Origin of the sequence: Streptomyces sp. NPDC002088 (assembly GCF_040296605.1) — a bacterium.
GTDB lineage: Bacteria > Actinomycetota > Actinomycetes > Streptomycetales > Streptomycetaceae > Streptomyces.
This window is the reverse complement of the sequence record NZ_JBEOXO010000010.1, coordinates 1-21,693: the sequence shown is the minus strand read 5'-3', so window position 1 is coordinate 21,693 and position 21,693 is coordinate 1. Positions and strand designations below refer to the sequence as shown.

Sequence of the window (21,693 nt, the reverse complement as noted above, 5' to 3'; positions counted from 1 at the left end):
GACAGTCGGTGCCCGATCGCCGCTCAGGGATGGGAGAAGCGCAGGTCAGCACGCGTGGTGCGGTGTATCACAACGGCCGCGAGCGATCACGCGGGGTCACTCGACCACGTGTCGCCCCTCGGGACGCGCGCTGCACGACGCCTGGAAGGAACAGTGTGTGCAGTGCTGGCCGGCGGTGGGGGTGAACCGTTCGTCGAGGACCTTGCCGGCGGCCGTGGCCAGCAGGTCGCCGACCCACTCGCCCTCCGGTCCCTCCAGGGGCTCCTGCGCCTGCACCTTGGGCAGGGTCTCGCCGCCGTCCCGCTTCGCGGCGCCTTGGCGCAGCTGGACGAGTTCGGCGCCGCCCGGCTCGGGGCGCGCTCCGTCGAAGGCATCGTCGACGGCGCCCTCGCTGACGGCAAGCTGGTAGACGGCGAGCTGGGGATGGCGGGCCACCTCGGCCGCGCTGGGCGCCTGTTTGCCGGTCTTGAAGTCGACGACGTAGGCGCGGCCCTCGGCGTCCGTCTCGACGCGGTCCATCTGGCCGCGGATGCGCACCTCGTAGTCGCCTGCTCCGAGGGTGACGTCGAAGTCGTGCTCACTCGTCACGGGCGTACGTCCGGCGCGGTCCATGACGTGCCATTTCAGGAAGCGTTCGAGCGCCACGCGTGCGTTGTCCTTCTCCTGCGCCGACTTCCAGGGCGCGTCGAAGGCGAGCGCGTTCCACACGGAGTCGAGGCGCTCCATGAGGACGGCGAGATCGGCCGGCGTGTGCCCGGAGGCGACCTCGTCGGCGAGGACGTGCACGACGTTGCCGAAGCCCTGGGCGGCGGTCGCGGGTGTGTCTGCCTTCACCTCGCGGCCCAGGAACCACTGGAGGGCGCAGGTGTTGGCGAGCTGGTCGAGGGCGCTGCCGGACAGCACCACGGGCTGGTCGCGGTTGCGCAGCGGCACCTTGCTCTCGGTCGGCTCGAACATGCCCCACCAGCGGTAGGGGTGCGCGGACGGCACCAGCGGGCGGCCGTCCTCGTCGGCAAGGGCGGCGAGCCGGGCCAGACGGCGGGCGGCGGCCTCCCTGAGGGCCTGCGAGACGCGCGGATCGACCGTGGTGGCGCGCAGTTCGGCGACGAGTGCGGCGACGGACAGCGGGCGGCGGGGGCGGCCCGTGACGTCCTTGGGCTCCACGCCGATTTCGGTGAGGAAGCGGGAGGGCTGGTCACCGTCGTCGGCCGGGGCCTTCACAGCGGTGACGACAAGGCGTTCACGCGCGCGCGTGGCGGCCACGTAGAACAGGCGACGCTCCTCGGCGAGCAGTGCGCCCGGGCTGAGCGGTTCGGCGAGGCCGTCGCGGCCGATGCGGTCGGCCTCCAGCAGGGAGCCGCGGCGGCGCAGGTCGGGCCACAGCCCCTCCTGGACTCCGGCCACCACGACCAGGCGCCACTGCAGGCCCTTGGAGCGGTGCGCGGTCATCAGACGGACGGCGTCGGGGCGCACGGCGCGGCGCGTGAGCGTGTCGGCCGCGATGTCCTCGGCCTCGATCTCCTCCAGGAAGTTCAGGGCGCCCCGGCCCCCGGTGCGCTGCTCCGCGCGCGTGGCGGTCGCGAACAGCGCGCACACGGCGTCCAGGTCCCGGTCGGCGTTGCGGCCGGCCGCGCCGCCGCGCTGTGCGGACCGCTCCAGGCGCGTGGGCCACGGCGTGCCCTCCCACAGGTCCCACAACGCCTCCTCGGCGCTGCCGCCGCCCGCGAGGCGTTCTCGGGCCTTCCTGAGCAACGCGCCGAGGCGCTGGGCGCCGCGCGCGTACGCCGGGTCGTGCGTGACCAGGCGCTCGGGCTCGGCGAGCGCCCGCGCGAGCAGTTCGTCGGAGGGCGGCGGCACGGGGTTGCCCGCTGCCCGCTCCTCCTCCCGCAGGGCCCGTCCGAGGCGGCGCAGGTCGGCGGCGTCCATTCCGGCGAGGGGGGAGGTGAGCAGGGTCAGGGCGGCTTCGGTGTCGAGCCAGCAGGTGTCCGGCTCCGACTCTCGCCCCCGCTGCGATTCGGATTCCGGCTCCGACTCTCGCTCACGCTCCGGTTCCGATTCAGGCTCCTGCTCCCGCTCCGATTCCGGCTTTTGAGAATCGTCCATACGGCAGCCCTCGCCACGCCCCGCGGCTTCCGCCGTCGCCACCGCCCGCAGCGCCGTCAGCAGCGGTGCCACCGCCGGTTCGTGTCGCAGCGGCAGGTCGTCGCCGTCGATGTCGAGCGGGACGCCGGCGGCCGTGAGGGTGCGGCGGACGGACGGGATGCGGGACCCGGCACGCACCAGGACGGCCATCTCGCCCCACGGAACGCCGTCCTCCAAGTGCGCTCTGCGGAGGATGTCTGCGATGTTGTCCAGCTCCGTGCCAGGCGTCGGATACGTGTAGACCTCGACGCGCCCGCCCTGGTGGACCGGCGTGAGCTCGCGGTGGGCACGTACCTTCTCCGCCGGAAGGCGGGTCAGCGGCATGCGCCGGGTCAGCAGCCGGGTGGCGGCCAGCAGTGCGGCACCGGAGCGGCGGGAGGTGCGCAGGACCTCGACGGGGGCCGGGCGGCCGTCGGAGCGCGGGAAGGCCTGCGGGAAGTCGAGGATGCCGTTCAGGTCCGCGCCCCGGAAGGCGTAGATCGACTGGTCGGGGTCGCCGAAGGCGACGAGGGTGCGGCCGCCGCCGGCGAGGGCGTGCAGCAGCCGTAGCTGGGCGGGGTCGGTGTCCTGGTACTCGTCCACGAAAACGGCGTCGTACTGGGCGGCGAGCCGGCCGGCGATCTCGGGACGGCGGGCGAGGAGCACCGCGCGGTGGACCAGTTCCGCGTAGTCGAGCACGCCCTGGAGGTCGAGGACGTCGAGATACTCGGCGAGGAAGGCGGCCGCGGCCCGCCAGTCGGGGCGGCCGATACGGCGGGCGAAGGCCTCCAGGGCTTCGGGGCCCAGGCCCAGTTCGCGGCTGCGGGCGAGGACCGCGCGGACCTCGTCGGCGAAGCCACGGGTGGTCAGGCAGGCGCGCAGTTCGTCCGGCCAGCGCACATGGGCGAGGCCGAGGCGCTCCAGGTCGAGCTGGCCGGCGAGCAGTTCACGGACGGCGACGTCCTGCTCGGGTCCGGACAGCAGTCGCAGCGGCTCCACGAAGAGGTCGCTGTCCTGGTGGGCGCGGATCAGGGCGTAGCAGAACGAGTGGAAGGTGGTCGCCTGCGGCGCGTGGGCGGCGCCGGTGCGCAGCGCCATGCGGTCGCGCAGGTCGACGGCGGCCTTGCGGCTGAACGTCAGCACCAGGATCCGCGCGGGGTCGCCGCCCCGGGCGACGCGGTCCGCCACGGACTCGACGAGGGTGGTGGTCTTGCCGGTGCCCGGACCTGCGAGGACGAGCAGCGGGCCGGTCCTGTGGTCAACCACGGCACGCTGTGCGGCGTCCAGACGAGGGGGATCCGGTCGGTCCGGCGGGGTACGAACCAGTCGGTAAGCGCCACGACTCCCCTGCCGCACCTGGGGGTGCGGCAGGCGCCTGGTGGAGGAAGAGGAGCTCACGTGGTTCGCCGGTCCTGGTGGGTGTGCTGGGGGCTGTCACTGCCGGCGCGGAGCGCCGTCGTCGAGGAAATGGTCGTCGGGTCACGGGCAGGCGGGCCGCCACGTGTGGAGGGCGGTGACCGCGGGGTGAGGGGGACGCGTGCAGGCGACGCTACGCCGACGAATGGTGCGGAAGCAGGGCTTCCCCCTCTTCCCGCACGGCCCGCACGGCCCGCACGGCCCATGCGCCACGCATGTCCCTCGCCTCACGAACGTACGGCATGCCACAGATGTGCCCCGTTTCCCCCGTACGGGCCACAGGTTTCCCCCGAGCCCTTTCGGTGGCGGAAGCTGTCAGGTGTGACCCTCCGCACGTTCGCCGCCGTCCCACCGCGCCCGCTTCATGTCGAGGCGCGGCAGGTGGCCCTCGGCAGCCCTGCTCGCTTCCTTCAGCGGTGTGCCCTCCGCGCGGTAGTGGCCGAGCGCCTGCAACTCGTGGCCGGGCAGCAGAACTCCGTCGGCGCGCACGACTCGCCACCACGGGGCGACTCCTCCGTAGAGGGCCATCACGCGGCCGACCTGGCGCGGGCCACCCACCTCCAGCCACTCGGCGACGTCCCCATACGTCATGACGTGCCCCGGCGGGATCAGCTCGGCGACCTCGAGGACCCGCTCGGCGTACTCCGGCAGCGCGTCCGCGTACTCCGGGCGGTCGTCGTCCGGAAGGCTCTGCTCGCTCATTCACCCCATCCTGCCCCACCCCACCGACAGCGCGACGGCCGCGCGACTCTGCGTGACCCTCGCCCTGGAGCGATGCTTGGGGCAGACTGTGCGCCCCCGCATTTGCACCCTGATGCCCCCGTGTGTCGGTGGGGCATGCCACCATCGTGCGGGCGGTGACCGGTGATACGAGACCAAGAAGAGACGATGAAGCAGCAGGGTGTGCACCCCGAGGACGCGGAGGGTACCTCTGACGCCGCGTCGCGCCCGGACACCGCCGACGAACGCAAGAAGGCTGCCGACAACGGCAGGAAGACGGCCGGGAAGCGGCTCCCGTCGGACGCGGATCTTGCCGAGGAGGTGCACATCGACGAGGTCGAGGGCGACGAACCACTGCTCCCCGCGCGCGTGCACCGTCCTTCCGACCTGATGCGGCTGCTGGTGGGTGTACTCGCCATCGTCGTGCTGTTCGCGATCTCCGCGTTCGCCCACGGAACGACCTCGGGGCTCGAACAGGACATCAACAAGGGCACCGGTCAGGCACCCGATCTCCTGATCAAGATCGCGGGGCTGGCGTCCAGCATCGCGATCCTGCTGGTACCGGTCGCCTTCGCGATCGAACGGCTGATCAAGCGGGACGGGCTGCGCATCGCCGACGGCGTACTCGCGGCGGTCCTCGCGCACGGCGTGACCCTCGCCACCGACCTGTGGGTCGCCAAGGCCGCCCCCGGCTCGATCCAGGAGGCGCTCACCCAACCCTCCCCCGGCGACATCCACGCCCTGACCGACCCGGTGCACGGCTATCTCGCCCCCGTCATCGCGTACATGACGGCCGTCGGCATGTCCCGCAGACCGCGCTGGCGCTCCGTGCTGTGGATCGTGCTGCTCCTCGACGCGTTCTCCATGTTGGTCACCGGCTACACGACACCGTTCTCGATCATCCTGACGGTGCTGATCGGCTGGACCGTGGCCTACGGAACGCTGTACGCGGTCGGCTCGCCGAACGTCCGTCCCACGGGACGGACGTTGATGGCGGGCCTGCGGACGGTCGGCTTCCGCCCGGTGAGCGCGGCCCGTGAGGACACCTCCGAGGCGGCAGAGAACGGCGACCGCGGGCGGCGCTACTTCGTCACCCTGGAGGACGGTCCGCCGCTGGACGTCACGGTGGTCGACCGGGAGCAGCAGGCGCAGGGCTTCTTCTACCGCGCCTGGCGCAACCTGACACTGCGCGGATTCGCCACCCGCAGCAGCCTGCAGTCGCTGCGCCAGGCCCTCGAGCAGGAGGCGCTGCTCGCGTACGCGGCCATCGCGGCCGGCGCCAACGCCCCCAAGCTGATCGCGACCTCCGAACTCGGCCCCGACGCCGTGATGCTCGTCTACGAACACACCGGCGGCCGCACCCTCGACTCGCTGGCCGACGAGGAGATCACCGACGAGTTGCTGCACCACACCTGGCACCAGGTGCATGCGCTGCAGTCGCGGCGCATCGCGCACCGCAGGCTGTCGGGCGACGCGATTGTGGTGGATCGTTCCGGCGCGGTGGTCCTCACCGACCTGCGCGGCGGTGAGATCGCGGCCGGCGACCTGCTGCTGCGCATGGACGTCGCGCAGCTCCTGACGACGCTCGGCCTGCGAGCGGGAGCGGAGCGCGCGGTGGCCTCCGCGGTGGGCGTCCTCGGTCCCGACGCCGTCGCCGACTGCCTGCCGATGCTCCAGCCCATCGCCTTGACGCGCTCCACGCGCGCGACGCTGCGGAAACGGGCCCGGGAGCGCGCACAGCGCGAACGCGAGGCGGTCCTGGAAGCGTCCCGGCAGGCCAAGCAGGCCCGCTTGGAGGCGGCCGAGGACGAGGCCGCGCCCGTCGTACCCGACAGACCCGACAAGAAGGCCGTACGCGCGGAGCAGCGGGCCGAGAAGCGGGCCATCGACGAGGCCGTGGAGGAGGCGCGCGAGGAGGATCTGCTCACCCAGATCCGACACGCGGTGCTGCGGATCAGGCCGCAGGCGCCGGTCGAGCCGGCCCGCCTGGAGCGGGTGCGGCCACGCACGCTGATGAGCTTCATCGCGGGCGCCATCGGCGCGTACTTCCTGCTGACGCAGCTCACGCACATCGAGTTCGGGACCCTCTTCTCCAACGCCCAGTGGGGCTGGGTCATCGCAGCGGTGTTGTTCTCGGCCCTCAGCTACGTCGCCGCAGCGATGAGCCTGCTCGGCTTCGTGCCGGAGCGGGTGCCGTTCGTACGGACCGTGGGGGCGCAGGTCGCCGGCTCGTTCGTGAAGATCGTCGCGCCGGCCGCAGTGGGCGGTGTCGCCCTCAACACGCGTTTTCTGCAGCGCGCGGGCGTACGGCCCGGACTCGCGGTGGCCAGCGTGGGCGCGTCGCAGCTGTTCGGGCTCGGCTGCCACATCCTGATGCTGCTGTCCTTCGGCTATCTGACCGGCACCGAAAAGACACCGTCGCTGTCGCCGTCCCGGACGGTCATCGCGGGTCTGCTGACGGTGGCGGTGCTCGTGCTCGTGGTGACCTCGGTGCCGTTCCTGCGCAAGTTCGCCGTCACGCGCGTGAGGTCACTGTTCGCGGGCGTCGTACCGCGCATGCTCGACGTGCTGCAGCGGCCCCAGAAGCTGCTCACCGGTATCGGCGGCATGCTGCTGCTCACCGCCTGCTTCGTGATGTGCCTGGACGCGTCGATCCGCGCCTTCGGCGACGAGTCGACCTCGCTCAGCATCGCCAGCGTCGCTGTCGTCTTTCTCGCCGGAAACGCGCTCGGCTCCGCGGCGCCGACGCCCGGCGGTGTGGGCGCGGTCGAAGCGACCCTGACGGTCGGTCTGATCGCCGTCGGACTCCCGAAGGAGGTCGCCGCTCCTGCGGTGCTGCTGTACCGGCTGCTGACGCTGTGGCTACCGGTGCTGCCGGGGTGGCTGGCCTTCAACCATCTGTCGCGCAAGGGAGCGCTCTGACCGGTGGGGGCCGGCGTACCTCGTACGGACCGTGTCCCGCGCGCGCGAGCGGGCACGACCCCACGATGGAATCATGCCCAACCCCTCCCGGCTGCGCGCCGCCGCCCTGACCGCCACTGCCCTGCTGCTGTTCTCAGTGCTGGCGGGCTGCGACGACGACTCCAAGGACGGGGACCTGACGGCCCAGAAACTCAGCTGGGAGGACTGCCCGGCCCCGTCCCAGGCGGAGGGCGGCGGTGACGCCCCGTCGCCCCTGCCGGACGGCGACGAGTGGCAGTGCGCCACGATGAAGGCGCCCCTCGACTGGAACGACCCCAAGGGCGACACCATCAAGATCGCGCTGATCCGGGCGAAGGCGAGCGGCGCGGAGAGCAAGCGCATCGGCTCGCTCGTGTTCAACTTCGGCGGCCCCGGCGGCTCGGGCGTCACCGCACTGCCCGCCTTCGGCGAGGACTACACGGCCCTGCGCACCCGCTACGACCTGGTCAGCTTCGATCCGCGCGGGGTGGGCCGCAGCGCCGGCGTGAAGTGCGAGAACGACCAGCAGCTCGACCAGTACTTCCAGCAGGACGCCACCCCGGACGACGCCGCCGAGCGCACCGAGTTCCTGGACAACACCAAGCAGTTCAACGCCGCCTGCGAGAAGAACTCCAAGAAGATGCTGCCGCATGTGCGCACCACCGACGCGGCCCGCGACATGGACCTGATGCGCCAGGTGCTCGGCGACGACAAGCTGCACTACTTCGGCATCTCCTACGGCACCGAACTCGGCGGCGTCTACGCCCACTTGTTCCCGAAGAACGTGGGCCGCGCCGTCTTCGACGCGGTCGTCGACCCGACGCAGACGGCCGAGCAGGGCTCGCTCGGGCAGGCCAAGGGTTTCCAGCTCGCGCTCGACAACTTCGCCGAGGACTGCACCTCGAAGGTCGAGGACTGCCCGATCGGCGATACCGCTCAGGACGTCAAGGACCGCATCGCCGCCCTGCTCAAGAGCCTCGACAAGAAACCGATCCCCGGCATCCTGCCGCGCGAGCTGACCCAGACGGCCGCGACCAACGGCATCGCGCAGGCCCTGTACTCGAAGGATTTCTGGGAGTACCTCACCGAGGGCCTGGAAGAGGCGTACGCCGGTGACGGCAAGGTCCTGATGCTGCTGTCCGACTCGATGAACGGGCGCAGCGCGAACGGCGAGTACAGCAACCTCGCCGCGGCCAACGTCTCCATCAACTGCGCCGACGACAAGCCGCGATACACCGTCGACTACGTGGAGGGGAAGCTGCCCGAGTTCCGGGCCGCCTCCGCCCTGTTCGGCGACTTCCTGGCCTGGGGCATGGTCAACTGCACCGACTGGCCGGTGGCCGGCGCCGCCGACCACCCCGACGTCCGCGCGCCCGGAGCCGCGCCGATCCTCGTCGTGGGCAACACCGGTGACCCGGCCACGCCGTACGCGGGTGCGCGGAGGATGGTGGACGCGCTGGGCAAGGGAGTCGGTGTGGAGCTGACGTACAAGGGGCAGGGGCACGGCGCGTACGACAGCAAGAACAAGTGCGTGCAGAGCGCGGTGAACGGCTATCTGCTGGACGGGAAGGTGCCGGCGGCCGGGACCGTGTGCTCCTGATTCCCTCCCTGAACCCGGCAAACTGGCAGGTCAGACGGTTATCCACAGGCCTCGGTGAGCTTGGCGTGCTCCGCCTACTATGGCCTGACTGCCGTCCGCTGCTCGGTGCGGACGGCCTGCGAGGGGGGACACCGGATGGCGCGATTGGCACGGTGGACGGCGCTGGGCGCCGCCGCCGCACTGCTGGTGGCGGGCTGTAGCAGCGGCTCGTCATCCGGCAACGGCAAGAACAGCAAGGGAACGGGCAGGGCGAAGGCGTCGGCCACGGCGTCCTCACGCGACCCCTCCGGCACGGCGTCCGCGCTGCCCTCCTCGCTGACGTCCCAGAAGCTCGACTGGGGACGTTGCAAGGCCACGGCCGACTCGCCCGCACCGGGCGGCGACTGGCAGTGCGCGACGCTCAAGGTGCCGCTGGACTGGGCGAAACCGGACGGCAGGACGATCGGCCTGGCAATGATCCGGGCCAAGGCCCGCGGCCAGGATCGCATCGGCTCGCTCCTGTTCAACTTCGGCGGCCCCGGCGGCTCGGGCGTGTCCATGATGCCGTCGTACGCCTCCACGGTGTCCCAGCTGCGCCAGCGGTACGACCTGGTGAGCTGGGATCCGCGCGGAGTCGCTGCCAGTGGGGGCGTGCGCTGCCGTGGCGACAAGGAGATCCGGGCCGCCGAGGCGATCGACGCGACACCGGACACCCCGGCCGAGGAGCAGGCGTACTTCCAGGACTCCACCGACTTCGGCAAAGGCTGCGAGAAGGCCGCCGGGGACCTGATGGCGCACGTCTCGACCACCGACACCGCCCGGGACATGGACCTGATGCGCCAGGTCCTCGGCGACACGAAGATGCACTACTTCGGCATCTCCTACGGCACCGAACTCGGCGGCGTCTACGCCCACTTGTTCCCGAAGAACGTCGGGCGGCTGATCCTCGACGCGGTCGTCGACCCGAGCGCCGACACGGTGGGTCACGCCGAGAACCAGGCCAGGGGTTTCCAGCGCGCGCTGAACGACTACCTCGAGTCCATCGGCCAGGACCCGCAGAAGGGCACGCAGAAGATCGCTGACCTGCTGAAGCGGATCGACGCCAACCCGCTGCCGACGTCGTCGGGGCGGAAGCTGACGCAGACGCTGGCGATCACCGGCATCGTCCTGCCGCTCTACAGCGAGGCCGGCTGGCCGAGCCTGACCAGCGCCCTCAAGGATGCGGAGCAGGGGGACGGCTCGGAGCTGCTGACGCTCGCCGACGGCTACAACGAGCGGGACGGGTCAGGGCACTACGGCACGACGACCCACTCGCAACGCGTCATATCGTGCCTGGACGACAAGCAGCGGCCCACGCTGGAGGAGACGAAGAAGCTGCTGCCGGAGTTCGAGAAGATCTCACCCGTGTTCGGGGACTTCCTCGGCTGGGACACGGCCGGCTGGTGCCACGACTGGCCGGTGGCCGGGCAGTACGACACTCCGGAGGTGAGTGCGCCGGGTGCGTCGCCAGTCCTGGTGGTCGGCAACACGGGCGACCCTGCGACGCCGTACGAGGGCGCCCGCAGGATGGCGGACGAACTGGGCAAGGACGTAGGTGTGGTGCTCACCTGGAAGGGCGAGGGTCACGGGGCGTACGGGAGCGGGAGCGACTGTGTCGACTCCACTGTGAACACGTACCTGTTGAAGGGGACGATGCCGAAGGACGGCAAGGTCTGCTCATGACGACGGCGGGGGCTCCGGGCACCCGTGGTGCGCGAAGCCCCCGCCGTTGCGGTCTCGCCGCAGGTAGTGGCCCGGTGGCGGGACGCTGGGCCGTCCAAGGTCAGCCGAGGGCGACCGACAACGGCAGAAGCCCACAGCATCCGAACTGGTCAGAGCCGTGGGCTTCTTCTGTTCCGCTGGTCAGCGGAAGGGCTGACTTAGTAAACCGGCTTGTGCGGCTCGATCTGGTTGACCCAGCCGATCACGCCGCCGCCGACGTGCACGGCGTCCGCGAAGCCCGCGGACTTCAGCACGGCGAGGACCTCCGCACTGCGGACACCCGTCTTGCAGTGCAGGACGATCTTCTTGTCCTGCGGGAGGGCCTCCAGGGCGGTGCCCATGAGGAACTCGTTCTTCGGGATCAGCTTGGCGCCGGGGATCGAGACGATCTCGTACTCGTTGATCTCGCGGACGTCGATGATCTCGATGTTCTCGCCGTCGTCGATCCACTCCTTGAGCTGCTTGGGAGTGATCGTCGAACCGGCGGCCGCCTCCTGGGCCTCCTCGGAGACGACGCCGCAGAAGGCCTCGTAGTCGATGAGCTCGGTGACGGTCGGGTTCTCGCCGCAGACCGCGCAGTTGGGGTCCTTGCGGACCTTGACCTGGCGGTACTGCATCTCCAGGGCGTCGTAGATCATCAGACGGCCGACCAGGGGCTCACCGGTGCCGGTGAGGACCTTGATCGCCTCGGTGACCTGGATGGAGCCGATGGACGCGCACAGCACGCCCAGGACGCCGCCCTCGGCGCAGGAGGGGACCATGCCGGGCGGCGGGGGCTCCGGGTAGAGGCAGCGGTAGCAGGGGCCGTGCTCGGACCAGAAGACGGAGGCCTGGCCGTCGAAGCGGTAGATCGAGCCCCACACGTACGGCTTGTTCAGCAGCACGGCGGCGTCGTTGACCAGGTAGCGGGTCGCGAAGTTGTCCGTGCCGTCGACGATCAGGTCGTACTGGCTGAAAATGTCCATCACGTTCTCGGCTTCGAGCCGCTCTTCGTGAAGGATCACGTTCACGTACGGGTTGATGCCGAGGACCGAGTCGCGCGCCGACTCGGCCTTGGAGCGGCCGATGTCGGCCTGGCTGTGGATGATCTGGCGCTGCAGGTTCGACTCGTCGACCTCGTCGAACTCCACGATGCCGAGCGTGCCCACGCCCGCCGCGGCCAGGTACATCAGCGCCGGCGAGCCCAGGCCGCCGGCGCCCACACAGAGCACCTTGGCGTTCTTCAGCCGCTTCTGCCCGTCCATCCCGACGTCGGGGATGATCAGGTGGCGGGAGTACCTGCGGACCTCGTCTACGGTGAGCTCAGAGGCTGGCTCGACCAGGGGTGGCAACGACACGGGGACTCCGTTGGTCGGTCAATCACTACAGTTGTTCTCCCTGTAACACTGCCATGGCCTCCTTCATTCCGAGACACCCGTTCCGATCCGCGAGACGATTTCGTCCCAGTAGCCGGGCATGCCCTCCCAGGGGGCGTCGCGGCCGTCACGGTCCGTGCGGTCGGTGAAGTAGATCGTCGAGGCCCCCTGCCAGCGGGCGATGCGCAGCGCCTCGTCGAGGTGGCCGCGCGGGACACCGTGGACGAGGTGGCAGAAGCGCTCGGGCGGGTAGTCGGCGGTCCACTCGGCCACCTGCGACCAGCGGTAATCGCTCCAGGAGCCGGAGAACGTGACGAGCTGGTCGGCGTTCTCCGCGTAGCCCGGATACGGGTGGGTGCCATGGCCGAGGACGATGTGGGTGTCGTCGCGCAATCCACGGAGCGTGGTCACCGTGCGGCGCGTCTCGGGGAGTGCGGTGCGTTCGGTCGGGCAGCGGTTCAGCAGGAAGCCGTCGACCCGGTACCAGTCGAGGTACCGGTGTGCGTCGGAGATCATGTCGGCGAAGGGGCGGGCTCCGTAAGCGGTGTCGAGGTGGCCGAGGACCCGGACGCCCGCGTTGCGTACCCGGCCCGCCGCTTCCAGGCAGTGCGGATCGGGGCGGCTGCCGGGGCCGTCGGCGACGTTGAGCACGACCCAGTGCAGTGGTGTCCCGGGGCGGGTGAGTTCGCCCCATTCGGTCGGGGCGAGCAGGGGGTGTGCGTAGCCGGGGATGCCGAAACCGGTGCGGACGTCGGTGCTCGCGGAACCCGCCGTCGAGCTGGTCAGATACGGCATGCCGCCTCCATCCAGATGTCGGCGAGGGACTCCTCGAGGTTGATGCGGGGCCGCCAGCCGAGCCGGTCGCGTGCGGTGCGGACGTCGGCCTGCTGCCAGCTGCCGCAGCCGTCGGGGTACGGGTAGGCGAGCGGGGCCGCGTGGTCGGAGTCGGTGCGGGGGTGGCCGATGGTGGTCCTCAGGTGGTGGCCGCCGGGAGGCCCGTCGAGTTCGTGCAGGGCGCCGCCGTAGCCGGCTACGCGGGCGAGGATCGCGGCGGCGTCCCGCAGGCGCACGGCACGGCCCGAGCCGATGTTGATGACGCCCTGTGCGGCGGAGAGCGAGGCGGCGTGGACGGCGCGGGCCACGTCGCGCACGTCGATGAAGTCGCGCTGGGCGCCGAGACCGCCGAGCTTGAGTTCGCCGTCGCCGGACTGCATGGCGCGGCGCATGGCCTCGGCGAGGCGGCCGAGCGGGGAGCCCGCGGGAGTGCCGGGGCCGGCGGGAGAGAAGACCCGCAGCACGACGGCGTCCAGGCCGGAGCCGAGGACGAGTTCGGTGGCGGCGAGCTTGCTGACACCGTAGGGGCCGCCGGGGCGCGGGACGGCGTCCTCGGCCGTGGAGGAGCCGGCCTGGCTGGGGCCGTACTCGGCGCCGCAGCCGATCTGCACCAGGCGGGCGCCACAGCCGCTGCGGCGCAGGGCCTCGCAGACGGTGGCGACGGCGACGGTGTTGTGCCGCGTGAGCTCGCGGGCGCCGCCGCGGGTGGCGCCCGCGCAGTTGATGACGACCTGGGGGTGGACCGCGTCGAGGAAGCGGGTGAGCGCGCCGGGGCTGCCGGACGCGAGGTCGAAGCGGACGTCGGCGTCGTCGCCGCGGCCGAGCGCGGTGAGCTGGACGGCCGGGTCGGCGAGCAGTCGGTCGGCGACGAAGCGGCCGAGGTAGCCGTTGGCTCCGATCAGCAGGACCCTCATCGCGCGGCTCCCGGGGTGTGCGTTCCGGATGTTCCGGTGGCTCCGGACGCTCCGGATCGGGAGGTGGTCATCTCGTGTTCTCCTTCGAGGGGGTGGTGCGGTTGCCTCCGGCGCGGGGGCCGGTTCTCCGAGGGCGGATGGCGGATTGGGGTGTTCGGCGCGCGTCCGGCATGGGGGGTTTGCGTCGCGTGTCGTCGTCGCGGGGTCGGGGGTGCGCCCGAGCGGGGGCCACGCGTCACGGCGAGTCGTGAGGTTGGGCGTGAGCCGAGGCGCGGGTCAGGGTGCGGGTCGCGTGGACCAGCAGGGTCAGGGCCGCCGCGCCGCAGACGAGGGCCGGGAGACCGCCGGGGCCCCAGGCCTCCACCAGGGCCTCGACGGGCGCGGCCAGGAAGGCGCAGCCCGGGAGACGGCCCGCGAACACGGTGCTCAGGGCGGCCGCTTCGGCCATGGCCGTGGCACCGAGGACGACCACGGGGGCGTGGGTGAAGCCGTGGACGGTGAGGAGGCGGGCGAGCAGGAGGAGGGCGCCGAGGGTGAGGGCCTGGGCATAGGCGGCGGGCTCGCCCAGGGCCGCGGCGCACAGGGCCAGCAGGGCCGTCAGCGCGCACAGGTACAGGGCGAACGTGCCGAGCAGCAGCGGTTGTACGGAGGCGGCGAACTCCGCCAGGCCGCGGCTGGCCGTCAGTTTGCGGCGGGCTCGTACGGCGAAGAGGTGGGCGGTCCAGGCGGCTGGGGCGCAGGCCAGTGCGAGGGCCAGGACGGGGGCCGTGGCAAGGGGCCAGAGGCCGTCCGAGGTGCCGGTCGGCAGGCCGTCGGGGCCTCCTCCGACGGCGCCGCGCAGCAGGCCGTCCCCGAGGGCGACATAGACGAGGAGCCACCATGTCCAGGTGCTGGTGCCGGTCGTGTGCGAGCCGGAACGGGTGCGGCGCGCGGCGCTCAGCGGGCCGCGGCCGAGCGCCGCGCGCAGGCCGACGGCCACGGCGAGGACGCCCACGGCGGCCGTGATCAGGCGTGGTTGTCCCGTGGTGAGGCGCAGGCCGACCACTGTGGCGGCGCACAGCGCCCCTGGCAGAAGGGCGAGCAGGGCCCAGTCCGCGCGTAGCCGGGTGGTCACGAGGGCTGCTGGGTGCGGGGAATCCTCGCCGCTGCGGGGGACGCGCGCGTACATCTCCTCCGCGAGGGAGAAGACGTCCCGGTGGCGGAAGCGCGCGGCGGTCCGGTCGGTGACCCCGTGCGCCTCGAGACCTGCCGCGATCTCCAGGGGGTCCACGGCTCGTTCACACAGTTCCCGGTGACGGTGCATCAGGGTCTTGACGGGGTCGGCCGCGCCACGGCGGGGGGCGGCGGTCCCGCGGCCGGCGGTCGTTCCACCGGAACGCATGCCGCCGGCGGGTGCGTCGGGGGGCGCTCCGACACTCGGTGCTCCGGCGTGCGCGCCGGACTCGCCCAGTTCCTGTGCGCCCTGTGCGTCCGGTACGTCCACCTCCTGGGCGCCCTCCGCAGCCCCCAAGCCCTCCGCCTCGCTCTCCCCCACACCCCAGTCCTGTGACTCCGCATCCCGCGCGCCGGGACGGCCTGGTGTCCCGGGCCGGTCCAGTTCCCCCAGCCCGCTCATCGCGCCCCCTCCGCCGCGGCCCTCGCCACCACCGAGGAGGCGGCTCGCGCCGGAGCCGTCTCCCGCACCGGCGGTCCTGCCGCCCAGCCGGGGCCGCCACGGGCGGCGACACGGGCGACCGGTCCCGTCCAGCGGCCCGGCAGGTGAGCCTCGGCGGGGACGGCGAACGGCAATGGCTCGCCCGTGCGGTCGAGGGCGACCCGGTTGACCGGGCAGTGCGAGACGATCTCCAGGTAAATGCCGTGAAATGCCGCGATGTTCTGCTCGACGGTGAACAGTTCGAGCGCACGGGCGCGTGCCGCGGCGCCCAGGCGCGCACGGCGCTCGGGGTCACGCAGCAGCGTCACGCACGCCTCGGCGAGCGCCCTCGGATTGCGTGGGGGCACGACGAGTCCGGTACCGCCGATGACCTCCACCACCGCGCCGACGTCGGTGGAGACCGTGGCGCGGCCGCAGAACATGGCCTCGACGAGGCTGATGGGGAAGCCCTCGACGACGCTCGACAGGACGGTCACCGCACCCGACGCGTACGCCTCCGCGACCGTAGGGGCCTCCGGGCCGCCGATCTCCTCGAAGGACACCGGGTTGTCGCCCACGGTGTGCGGGCCCTCCGCCTCGTCGGGGAAGAGCTGCGCGGCCAGCGCCTTGCAGTGCCCGAGATACGCCTCGCCCTCGGCGCCGACGGCCGCGCCGACGATGCGCAGGCGCGTCTTCGGCTCCTCCTTACGGACCTCGGCGAAGGCGTGCAGCAGGGACATCAGGTCCTTGGCCGGTTCGATCCGGCCGACCCAGACCAGCGTGTCCGGGTCGGTGCACTCGGGCGCCTCTCCCACCTCCGCGAAGTGCGAGGCGTCCATGCCGGGGTAGACGGTGCGGACCTTGGCCCGGTCGGCGCCGCAGCGCTCCTGCCAGCGGCGGGCGTGCGCGTTGCCGGGCGTGACGCAGGCGGCCCGCCGGTAGACCTCGGCGGCGAGCCTGCCGTGGAAGGCGGCGAGCAGTGCTCGTACGGAGGGGGCGGCCTCGGCGGTCGGGCCGACGCCGGAGGCCAGGTAGTGCGTGCGCAGCCGGACCCCGTACTCGGTGACCAGCAGGGGGACGTCGAAGAAGTGGCGGGCGAGGAGTCCGGGCAGGGCCGCCGCGCCGCCGGACGCCGCGTGGCACAGGTCGGCCGAGCCGAGTCCGTCGTCCTCGTACCAGTCGAGCGAGAGGGGGCGCAGGGCATGTTCGAGGTGCGCGGCGACGGCGAGCAGATCGGGTACGCGCGCCTCGCGTGCCGGGCGCAGCGTGCCGGGCGCACGACAGGCGCGCTCCAGCACGCGTACGGCGCGCTCGGAGCGGAGTGCCCCCACCAGTCCGCCCTCGTCGCGGGCGAGCTCGGCGAGCCCGTACAGCGCACTGCTGAAACGGTCCGCCTCGGAGGCGCAGACCTCCCCGGATTCACCGGAGGAGTCCCCTGACGGCTGCTGCGCGCCCCCTACACCCCCTGTGCCCCCCGCGCACAACGCGGCCACAAGCTCCCCGTAGCACTCGGTGAACCGCCGGCGCGCGCGACGCCCGTAAACCACCCCGTCGTCGCCGGCCGTCCAGAGCGGTGCCGTACGCACGCGGCTGACCTGCGACGGAAGCTCGATCCAGCCCTCGTCCTCCTGACGCTCGCTGCGGCTGAGCGCGTAGATGTCGAACTCGTGCTGCCCGAGCCCGCGCACGAGCCGGTCGCACCAGAGCCTGGCGTCACCGCTCACATACGGATAGCCACCCTCCGTAAGCAGTCCGATGCGCACGAGTGCACCCCGATCTCCCGTATGGGGAGCCGCCGTTGGTTCGGCGGCTCACAGCGGGAAGAACGTATGCGGACAAGACGGTGGCGCGATGGACGGTTGTCCATCACGCCATCAAAAGGGGTGAACAGTCGTAACTTTCCCGCACAGGTCGCGTTCCGTCGCGCTAGGAGATTGTTCGGGCGCGCAACGTCACATACCGGCCAGCTCCTGTCGCGCGGCCCGGCGCCAGGCCGCGGCCTCCGGGTCGAGGAAGGCGGGCGTCAGTGACAGTGGATGTCGGCCATGCACAGCGTGGTCACACCGGTGAGCGCCGGCTCGATGGCGGCGCGGACGGACGCGCGACGAGACAACAGCACAGAAATACGAACGAACTTCCCGCTCACGCCAGCGTGACTCATGCGCCGCCTGTCAACTCTTGGGATAGGGCCAGGGGTTGGGCAGACAGTGGATTCCGTCGTGGTCGAGGAACTTGGTCTGCTGCTGCATGACCGGGGCGAGTTCACCGTTCTTGTCGCACGTCACGTGGCTGCGGCCGAGGCGGTGACCGACTTCGTGATTGATCAGCATCTGCCGGTAGGCGTGAATCTCGTCACCGTATGTCTTCGAGCCCTGCGCCCAACGATAGGCATTGATCATCACGCGCTCGGTGGAGGCGGAGTCGCAGGACACGTTGTCCTCGGTGGTGTCCAGGCCGGACTTGGCGCACCAGGTGGCGGTGGTGCCGGGGCTGGCGAGGGTGATCACGAAGTCGGGCTTACCGGAGTGGATCCGCTCGAAGGTGCGGGCGCCGTTGTGGGCCCAGCTCCGGTCGTCGTTGAGTGTCTTCTGCACGGCCTGCGCGAAGAGTTCGCCGTCGAGCCCGAGCCCCTGCTCCACGTCCACGCGGTACGTGTACTTCTGCCCTTTCCCGGGTGCCTTGTCGACACCGGGAACCGCGTCGAACTTTCCCGAGCCCTTGAGCGTGGCACTCAGCGCGTACTTCTCGGCCATCTTCTGCGCATACGTCAGCGTCGCCACCTCGGGCGAAGCGGAGGGGCTCGACGCGGCCGAGGGACGGGAGTCGCCGGCCTGGTCGGTGGCGGACTGCGACCGTACGGCGCTCTCGTCCTGACCGCCGGTGACCTGGCCGGCGACGACGACGGCCAGCACGGTGGTGACGGCGGCGGCCGCGATGCCGGTGAAGGTCCGGCCCTTGGCGCCCTTCTCGCGCGCGGGCTCGCCGGTCGGCGGCGCGTCGTCGTCATCGACGCCGGTGCCGGTGCCGGTGCCGGTGCCCGTGCTGGTCCCGGGTGCGTCCGTGGGCCGGTCGGTGACAGGGGCGTGCAGATCCGTGGCAAGTGGGGAGGCGGGGGCGGAGGCGTGGGGTGCGAAGACGTCGTCGTCCTGGGTGAAGGCGTCGAGGTAGTCCTGCCTCGGGCGCGTCGGAGGCGCCTGGCGCTGCCGCGGTATCGCGGCCCCCGGCGCACCCGGCCACCCGTAGCCCACCCCGTCGACCGTCTGCCCCCTCAACTCGCCCCAGCCGCCACCGGTTTCACGCTGCTCGGGGTGCCCACCACGAACGCGGGGGACACCGTGGGCGGGGGTGCCGTCCGGGAGACGGGGCACACCATGAGCGGGAGTGCCGTCCGGGAGACGGGGCACACCATGAGCGGGAGTGCCGTCCGGGAGACGGGGCACCCCGCGCACGGGCGTACCGTCAGCGAAACGCGGAACCGCCCGCGCGGGCGTACCCTCCGTCGCCGGCGCGGGTCGCGGCGGCGGCACCCTCTCCCCGGTGTCCCTCTCGCCCGCGCTCTTGGGCGCAGGACCGCGCCGGCTGTGGCGTCCCACCTCGCGCTTCAGCTCCCGGTACTCGTACGTCGGACGGACTCGGCGTCACCGTCGGAGACACCGGCGCTCCCGCCCCCGGAGCCCTCTGCATGCAGCAGAAGCTCGCCGAACGCCGTAGCCACCGTATCGGGGTACTCCATCATTGCCACGTGCCCGGCGTTCGGCAGGGTGAGCAGGCGGGAGTCGCGGAAGGCGCGGGCCGCCCGCTGGGCCATGCGGAAGCCGACGAGTTGGTCCCGGCCGCCGTAGACGAGGAGGGTCGGCGCGAGGACCCGTTCGGCCTGGCGCCACAGCCCGTGCTGGCCGCCCAGCGTGTACGCGTTGACCAGCCCGCGCGCGGACCGCGTCATCGCGTCCCAGAAGTACGGCAACCGCAGCCGCCGCTCCAGTTCCGCCACCGCGTGGCCGAACGCCTCCGGAGTGACCCGCCCGGGGTCCCCGTAGCAGAGCGCCATGACGCCGCGCACCCGCTGTTCCGCCGTCCACTCCCTGGTGAACCGGGTGAACAGCGCCGCCACGCCGGGAAACCCGAGCAGCCCCGTCGGCACCGCGGTGCGCTGCACCCGCAGCTCCGGTAGCGCGGGCGAAACAAGCGTGAGCGTCCGGACGAGGTCGGGCCGCACCGCGGCCACGCGCGTGGCGACCGCGCCGCCGAGCGAGTTGCCGAAGAGGTGTACGGGCCCGCGTCCGGCCGAGTCGAGGTAACGGATGACCGCGCGCGCGTGCCCCGTGACCGAGTAGTCACCGTCGTCCGGCGGCGGGGAGTCGCCGAAGCCGGGCAGGTCCAGCGCCTCGCTCTCGACGACCCCGTCGAGCAACGCCATCAGCGACGACCAGTTCTGGGAGGAACCACCGAGGCCATGGACGTACAGCGCCGGTGGCAGCCCCTCGCGCGCGGGTGGCCGCGACCGCACCGACAGCGTGATTCCCGGCAGCCCGACCAACCTGAGCCGCTCGCCCTCCGCGACCCTGACGGCGGCCGCTTCCGGAAGCAGATCGGTGGGTGGCACGGACGGCAACTCGGTCGACGACATGCGGCAATGTTACGAGACGATCACGCAGTGACTCATGTGTTCGCCGTCACAGATCGTGGGCGGATCGCATAGCGTCCGGATCGGGTGTCTCCTAGGCTCATAGAGAGGGCACCCGCATGTAGCCCCTGCTTATTGCAGGGACGTTCGAGGAAGGGAGCCCATCATGGCCGTTGACCCCACCGACCCCGAGGTGTTCGAGGAGTTCCAGGTCGACGATCCCCCGGAGATCGACGTCGAGGCCCCCGAGAACGACGCGGCGGAACAGTACGCGGACATCGCGCCTGAACGCGACGACTCCCTCGAGGACGTGGACCCGGCCCGCGCGAACGAGGCCGATCTCGTCGAGCAGGCACGCGTCGTGTCCCTGGACGAGGACGACTACCGCTGACAAGGAAGGCGGCCATCGGACAGCGCGCTGAGCAGGAACGGAGTTCCGGCCTGCCCGCTACCTACCTGTTCACACCGGTCTGCTCCGTTTTGATCGGCGTCCGGTCCGTGAAATTCTCCGCTCGCACCGCACACACCACGGTTACCGAAAAGTACGATGGCGGCGCGGCGCACACCGCAAGTGGACGACATTTGGGAGGCGGCGTGACAGCCATCGAGCAAACTGAGGCGGCGCGCCCGCGTGGCACTCGCCTGCCGCGCCGAGCCCGACGGAACCAGCTGCTGGGCGCCGCCCAGGAGGTCTTCGTCGCGCAGGGCTATCACGCGGCGGCGATGGACGACATCGCCGAGCGCGCCGGCGTCAGCAAGCCCGTGCTCTACCAGCACTTCCCGGGCAAGCTCGACCTCTACCTCGCCCTGCTGGACCAGCACTGCGAGTCGCTGATCCAGGCCGTACGAACCGCACTGGCGTCAACGACCGACAACAAGCAGCGCGTCCGGGCGACGATGGACGCCTACTTCGCGTACGTCGAGGACGACGGCGGCGCCTTCCGCCTGGTCTTCGAGTCTGACCTGACGAACGAGCCCGCCGTGCGCGAGCGCGTCGACAAGGTCACCACCGAGTGCGCCGAGGCGATCTGCGAGGTCATCGCCGTGGACACCGGCCTCTCGCGCGCCGAGTCGATGCTGCTGGCCTCCGGCCTGGGCGGCCTCGCCCAGGTGGTGGCCCGCTCCTGGCTGCACAGCGACCGCAGCGTCGCGCGCGACCAGGCGGTCCAGCTGCTGGCCTCGCTGGCCTGGCGGGGCATCGCGGGCTTCCCCCTGCACGGCAGCGATCACCACTGACCCGCCCTCGGCGGAGTAGGCGATCACCACTGACCCGCCCCCGGCGGAGTACCCGTGGCGCGCCCCCGTGCGGGTTTGTTCCCGGTCACTGTTCGCTCCTGGCGTTCTCGGCCGGAGCGTGTACGTCCCCTCACCGGGCTAATGTGTGCTGGGTACGGCGCGGAATGGTCGCGCACTTCACTGACCGTCGGAGGGACATAGCCGTGGAGGTCAAGATCGGCGTGCAGCACGCGCCCCGCGAGATCGTTCTGGAGAGCGGTCAGAGCGCCGAGGAGGTCGAGCGGGCGGTGGCCGAGGCACTGGCCGGGAAGTCGCAGCTGCTGAGCCTCGTGGACGAGCACGGCCGCAAGGTCCTGGTCCCGGCGGACCGCCTCGCCTACGTCGAGCTCGGCGAGCCGGCCCCGCGCAAGGTGGGCTTCGGCGCGCTGTAGTCCGCGCTCGTAGTCCGCACAGCGGTCGCAGAAAACGATCAGAGGGGCGGGGGGGGGGGCGGGGGCGGGGGGCGCGGGGGGGGTTTTTTTGAAACAGAGGACCAAAAACACACAAGGGGGGGGTTGGTT

The 21,693-nt window shown here is 71.6% G+C and carries 16 protein-coding genes; 6 read left to right on the top strand and 10 right to left on the bottom strand.

Annotated features, from left to right (window positions below; translation table 11 throughout):
• Positions 1–96 precede the first annotated feature (96 nt).
• Together ABT114_RS22215 and ABT114_RS22210 are read right to left on the bottom strand one after the other, a co-directional pair.
• Positions 97–3,519, bottom strand: coding sequence for an ATP-dependent helicase (locus ABT114_RS22215; protein WP_351144560.1), 3,423 nt, complete (start codon positions 3,517–3,519; stop codon positions 97–99).
• A 333-nt stretch (positions 3,520–3,852) separates the two neighbouring features.
• Positions 3,853–4,239, bottom strand: coding sequence for an MGMT family protein (locus ABT114_RS22210; protein ID WP_351144559.1), 387 nt, complete (start codon positions 4,237–4,239; stop codon positions 3,853–3,855).
• Positions 4,240–4,425: 186 nt separating this feature from the next.
• Here ABT114_RS22210 and ABT114_RS22205 point away from each other — a divergent pair, with 186 nt between their 5' ends.
• The 3 genes from ABT114_RS22205 to ABT114_RS22195 all read left to right on the top strand — a co-directional run bounded on the left by ABT114_RS22205 (position 4,426) and on the right by ABT114_RS22195 (position 10,498).
• A complete protein-coding gene (locus ABT114_RS22205; RefSeq protein WP_351144558.1) occupies positions 4,426–7,179 on the top strand; it encodes a lysylphosphatidylglycerol synthase transmembrane domain-containing protein in 2,754 nt (917 codons plus the stop codon).
• 73 nt (positions 7,180–7,252) lie between these two features.
• Positions 7,253–8,797, top strand: a complete 1,545-nt coding sequence (locus ABT114_RS22200; RefSeq protein ID WP_351144557.1) for an alpha/beta hydrolase — start codon at positions 7,253–7,255, stop codon at positions 8,795–8,797.
• A gap of 135 nt (positions 8,798–8,932) precedes the next feature.
• Positions 8,933–10,498: an alpha/beta hydrolase gene (locus ABT114_RS22195; protein WP_351144556.1), complete on the top strand. Its 1,566-nt coding sequence runs from the start codon at positions 8,933–8,935 to the stop codon at positions 10,496–10,498.
• A gap of 197 nt (positions 10,499–10,695) precedes the next feature.
• On the opposite strand, the gene moeZ is transcribed toward ABT114_RS22195, so the two are convergent.
• The 8 genes from moeZ to ABT114_RS22155 form a co-directional block, all read right to left on the bottom strand.
• On the bottom strand, positions 10,696–11,874 hold the full coding sequence (gene moeZ / locus ABT114_RS22190) for an adenylyltransferase/sulfurtransferase MoeZ (RefSeq protein WP_351144555.1): 1,179 nt from the start codon (positions 11,872–11,874) through the stop codon (positions 10,696–10,698).
• A 63-nt stretch (positions 11,875–11,937) separates the two neighbouring features.
• Positions 11,938–12,687: a spherulation-specific family 4 protein gene (locus tag ABT114_RS22185; protein WP_351144554.1), complete on the bottom strand. Its 750-nt coding sequence runs from the start codon at positions 12,685–12,687 to the stop codon at positions 11,938–11,940.
• The gene (locus tag ABT114_RS22180) at positions 12,675–13,640 is read right to left on the bottom strand and encodes an NAD-dependent epimerase/dehydratase family protein (protein ID WP_351144553.1); all 966 of its coding nucleotides are present in this window, start codon (positions 13,638–13,640) and stop codon (positions 12,675–12,677) included. The genes ABT114_RS22185 and ABT114_RS22180 overlap by 13 nt, the downstream gene beginning before the upstream one ends.
• Positions 13,641–13,875: 235 nt before the next feature.
• Positions 13,876–15,255, bottom strand: coding sequence for a hypothetical protein (locus ABT114_RS22175; protein ID WP_351144552.1), 1,380 nt, complete (start codon positions 15,253–15,255; stop codon positions 13,876–13,878).
• Positions 15,252–17,036, bottom strand: coding sequence for a DUF3492 domain-containing protein (locus tag ABT114_RS22170; protein WP_351144551.1), 1,785 nt, complete (start codon positions 17,034–17,036; stop codon positions 15,252–15,254). Before ABT114_RS22170 ends, ABT114_RS22175 begins: the two co-directional genes overlap by 4 nt.
• A gap of 260 nt (positions 17,037–17,296) precedes the next feature.
• Positions 17,297–17,419: an Ms4533A family Cys-rich leader peptide gene (locus ABT114_RS22165; RefSeq protein WP_502988362.1), complete on the bottom strand. Its 123-nt coding sequence runs from the start codon at positions 17,417–17,419 to the stop codon at positions 17,297–17,299.
• Between the two features lie 25 nt (positions 17,420–17,444).
• On the bottom strand, positions 17,445–18,866 hold the full coding sequence (locus ABT114_RS22160) for a DUF3152 domain-containing protein (protein WP_502988361.1): 1,422 nt from the start codon (positions 18,864–18,866) through the stop codon (positions 17,445–17,447).
• An 8-nt stretch (positions 18,867–18,874) separates the two neighbouring features.
• Positions 18,875–19,900, bottom strand: a complete 1,026-nt coding sequence (locus ABT114_RS22155) for an alpha/beta fold hydrolase (RefSeq protein ID WP_351144549.1) — start codon at positions 19,898–19,900, stop codon at positions 18,875–18,877.
• 163 nt (positions 19,901–20,063) lie between these two features.
• Between ABT114_RS22155 and ABT114_RS22150 the strand changes: the two genes are divergently transcribed.
• The 3 genes from ABT114_RS22150 to ABT114_RS22140 all read left to right on the top strand — a co-directional run bounded on the left by ABT114_RS22150 (position 20,064) and on the right by ABT114_RS22140 (position 21,564).
• Entirely contained in the window at positions 20,064–20,288 is a 225-nt protein-coding gene (locus tag ABT114_RS22150) for an Rv3202a family protein (RefSeq protein ID WP_351144548.1), read from the top strand.
• Positions 20,289–20,491: 203 nt separating this feature from the next.
• Positions 20,492–21,133 (top strand): TetR/AcrR family transcriptional regulator, encoded by a 642-nt coding sequence (locus ABT114_RS22145; RefSeq protein ID WP_351144547.1) that lies wholly within the window; start codon positions 20,492–20,494, stop codon positions 21,131–21,133.
• A 203-nt stretch (positions 21,134–21,336) separates the two neighbouring features.
• Positions 21,337–21,564 (top strand): DUF3107 domain-containing protein, encoded by a 228-nt coding sequence (locus tag ABT114_RS22140; RefSeq protein WP_020119766.1) that lies wholly within the window; start codon positions 21,337–21,339, stop codon positions 21,562–21,564.
• Positions 21,565–21,693: the final 129 nt, after the last annotated feature.

Coding starts and splice junctions, on each gene's coding strand:
- ABT114_RS22210 (WP_351144559.1), bottom strand. CDS start 4,239: ATGAGCGAGCAGAGCCTTCCGGACGACGACCGCCCGGAGTACGCGGAC.
- ABT114_RS22180 (WP_351144553.1), bottom strand. CDS start 13,640: ATGAGGGTCCTGCTGATCGGAGCCAACGGCTACCTCGGCCGCTTCGTC.
- ABT114_RS22185 (WP_351144554.1), bottom strand. CDS start 12,687: ATGCCGTATCTGACCAGCTCGACGGCGGGTTCCGCGAGCACCGACGTC.
- ABT114_RS22155 (WP_351144549.1), bottom strand. CDS start 19,900: ATGTCGTCGACCGAGTTGCCGTCCGTGCCACCCACCGATCTGCTTCCG.
- ABT114_RS22205 (WP_351144558.1), top strand. CDS start 4,426: ATGAAGCAGCAGGGTGTGCACCCCGAGGACGCGGAGGGTACCTCTGAC.
- ABT114_RS22195 (WP_351144556.1), top strand. CDS start 8,933: ATGGCGCGATTGGCACGGTGGACGGCGCTGGGCGCCGCCGCCGCACTG.
- ABT114_RS22175 (WP_351144552.1), bottom strand. CDS start 15,255: ATGAGCGGGCTGGGGGAACTGGACCGGCCCGGGACACCAGGCCGTCCC.
- ABT114_RS22150 (WP_351144548.1), top strand. CDS start 20,064: ATGGCCGTTGACCCCACCGACCCCGAGGTGTTCGAGGAGTTCCAGGTC.
- ABT114_RS22200 (WP_351144557.1), top strand. CDS start 7,253: ATGCCCAACCCCTCCCGGCTGCGCGCCGCCGCCCTGACCGCCACTGCC.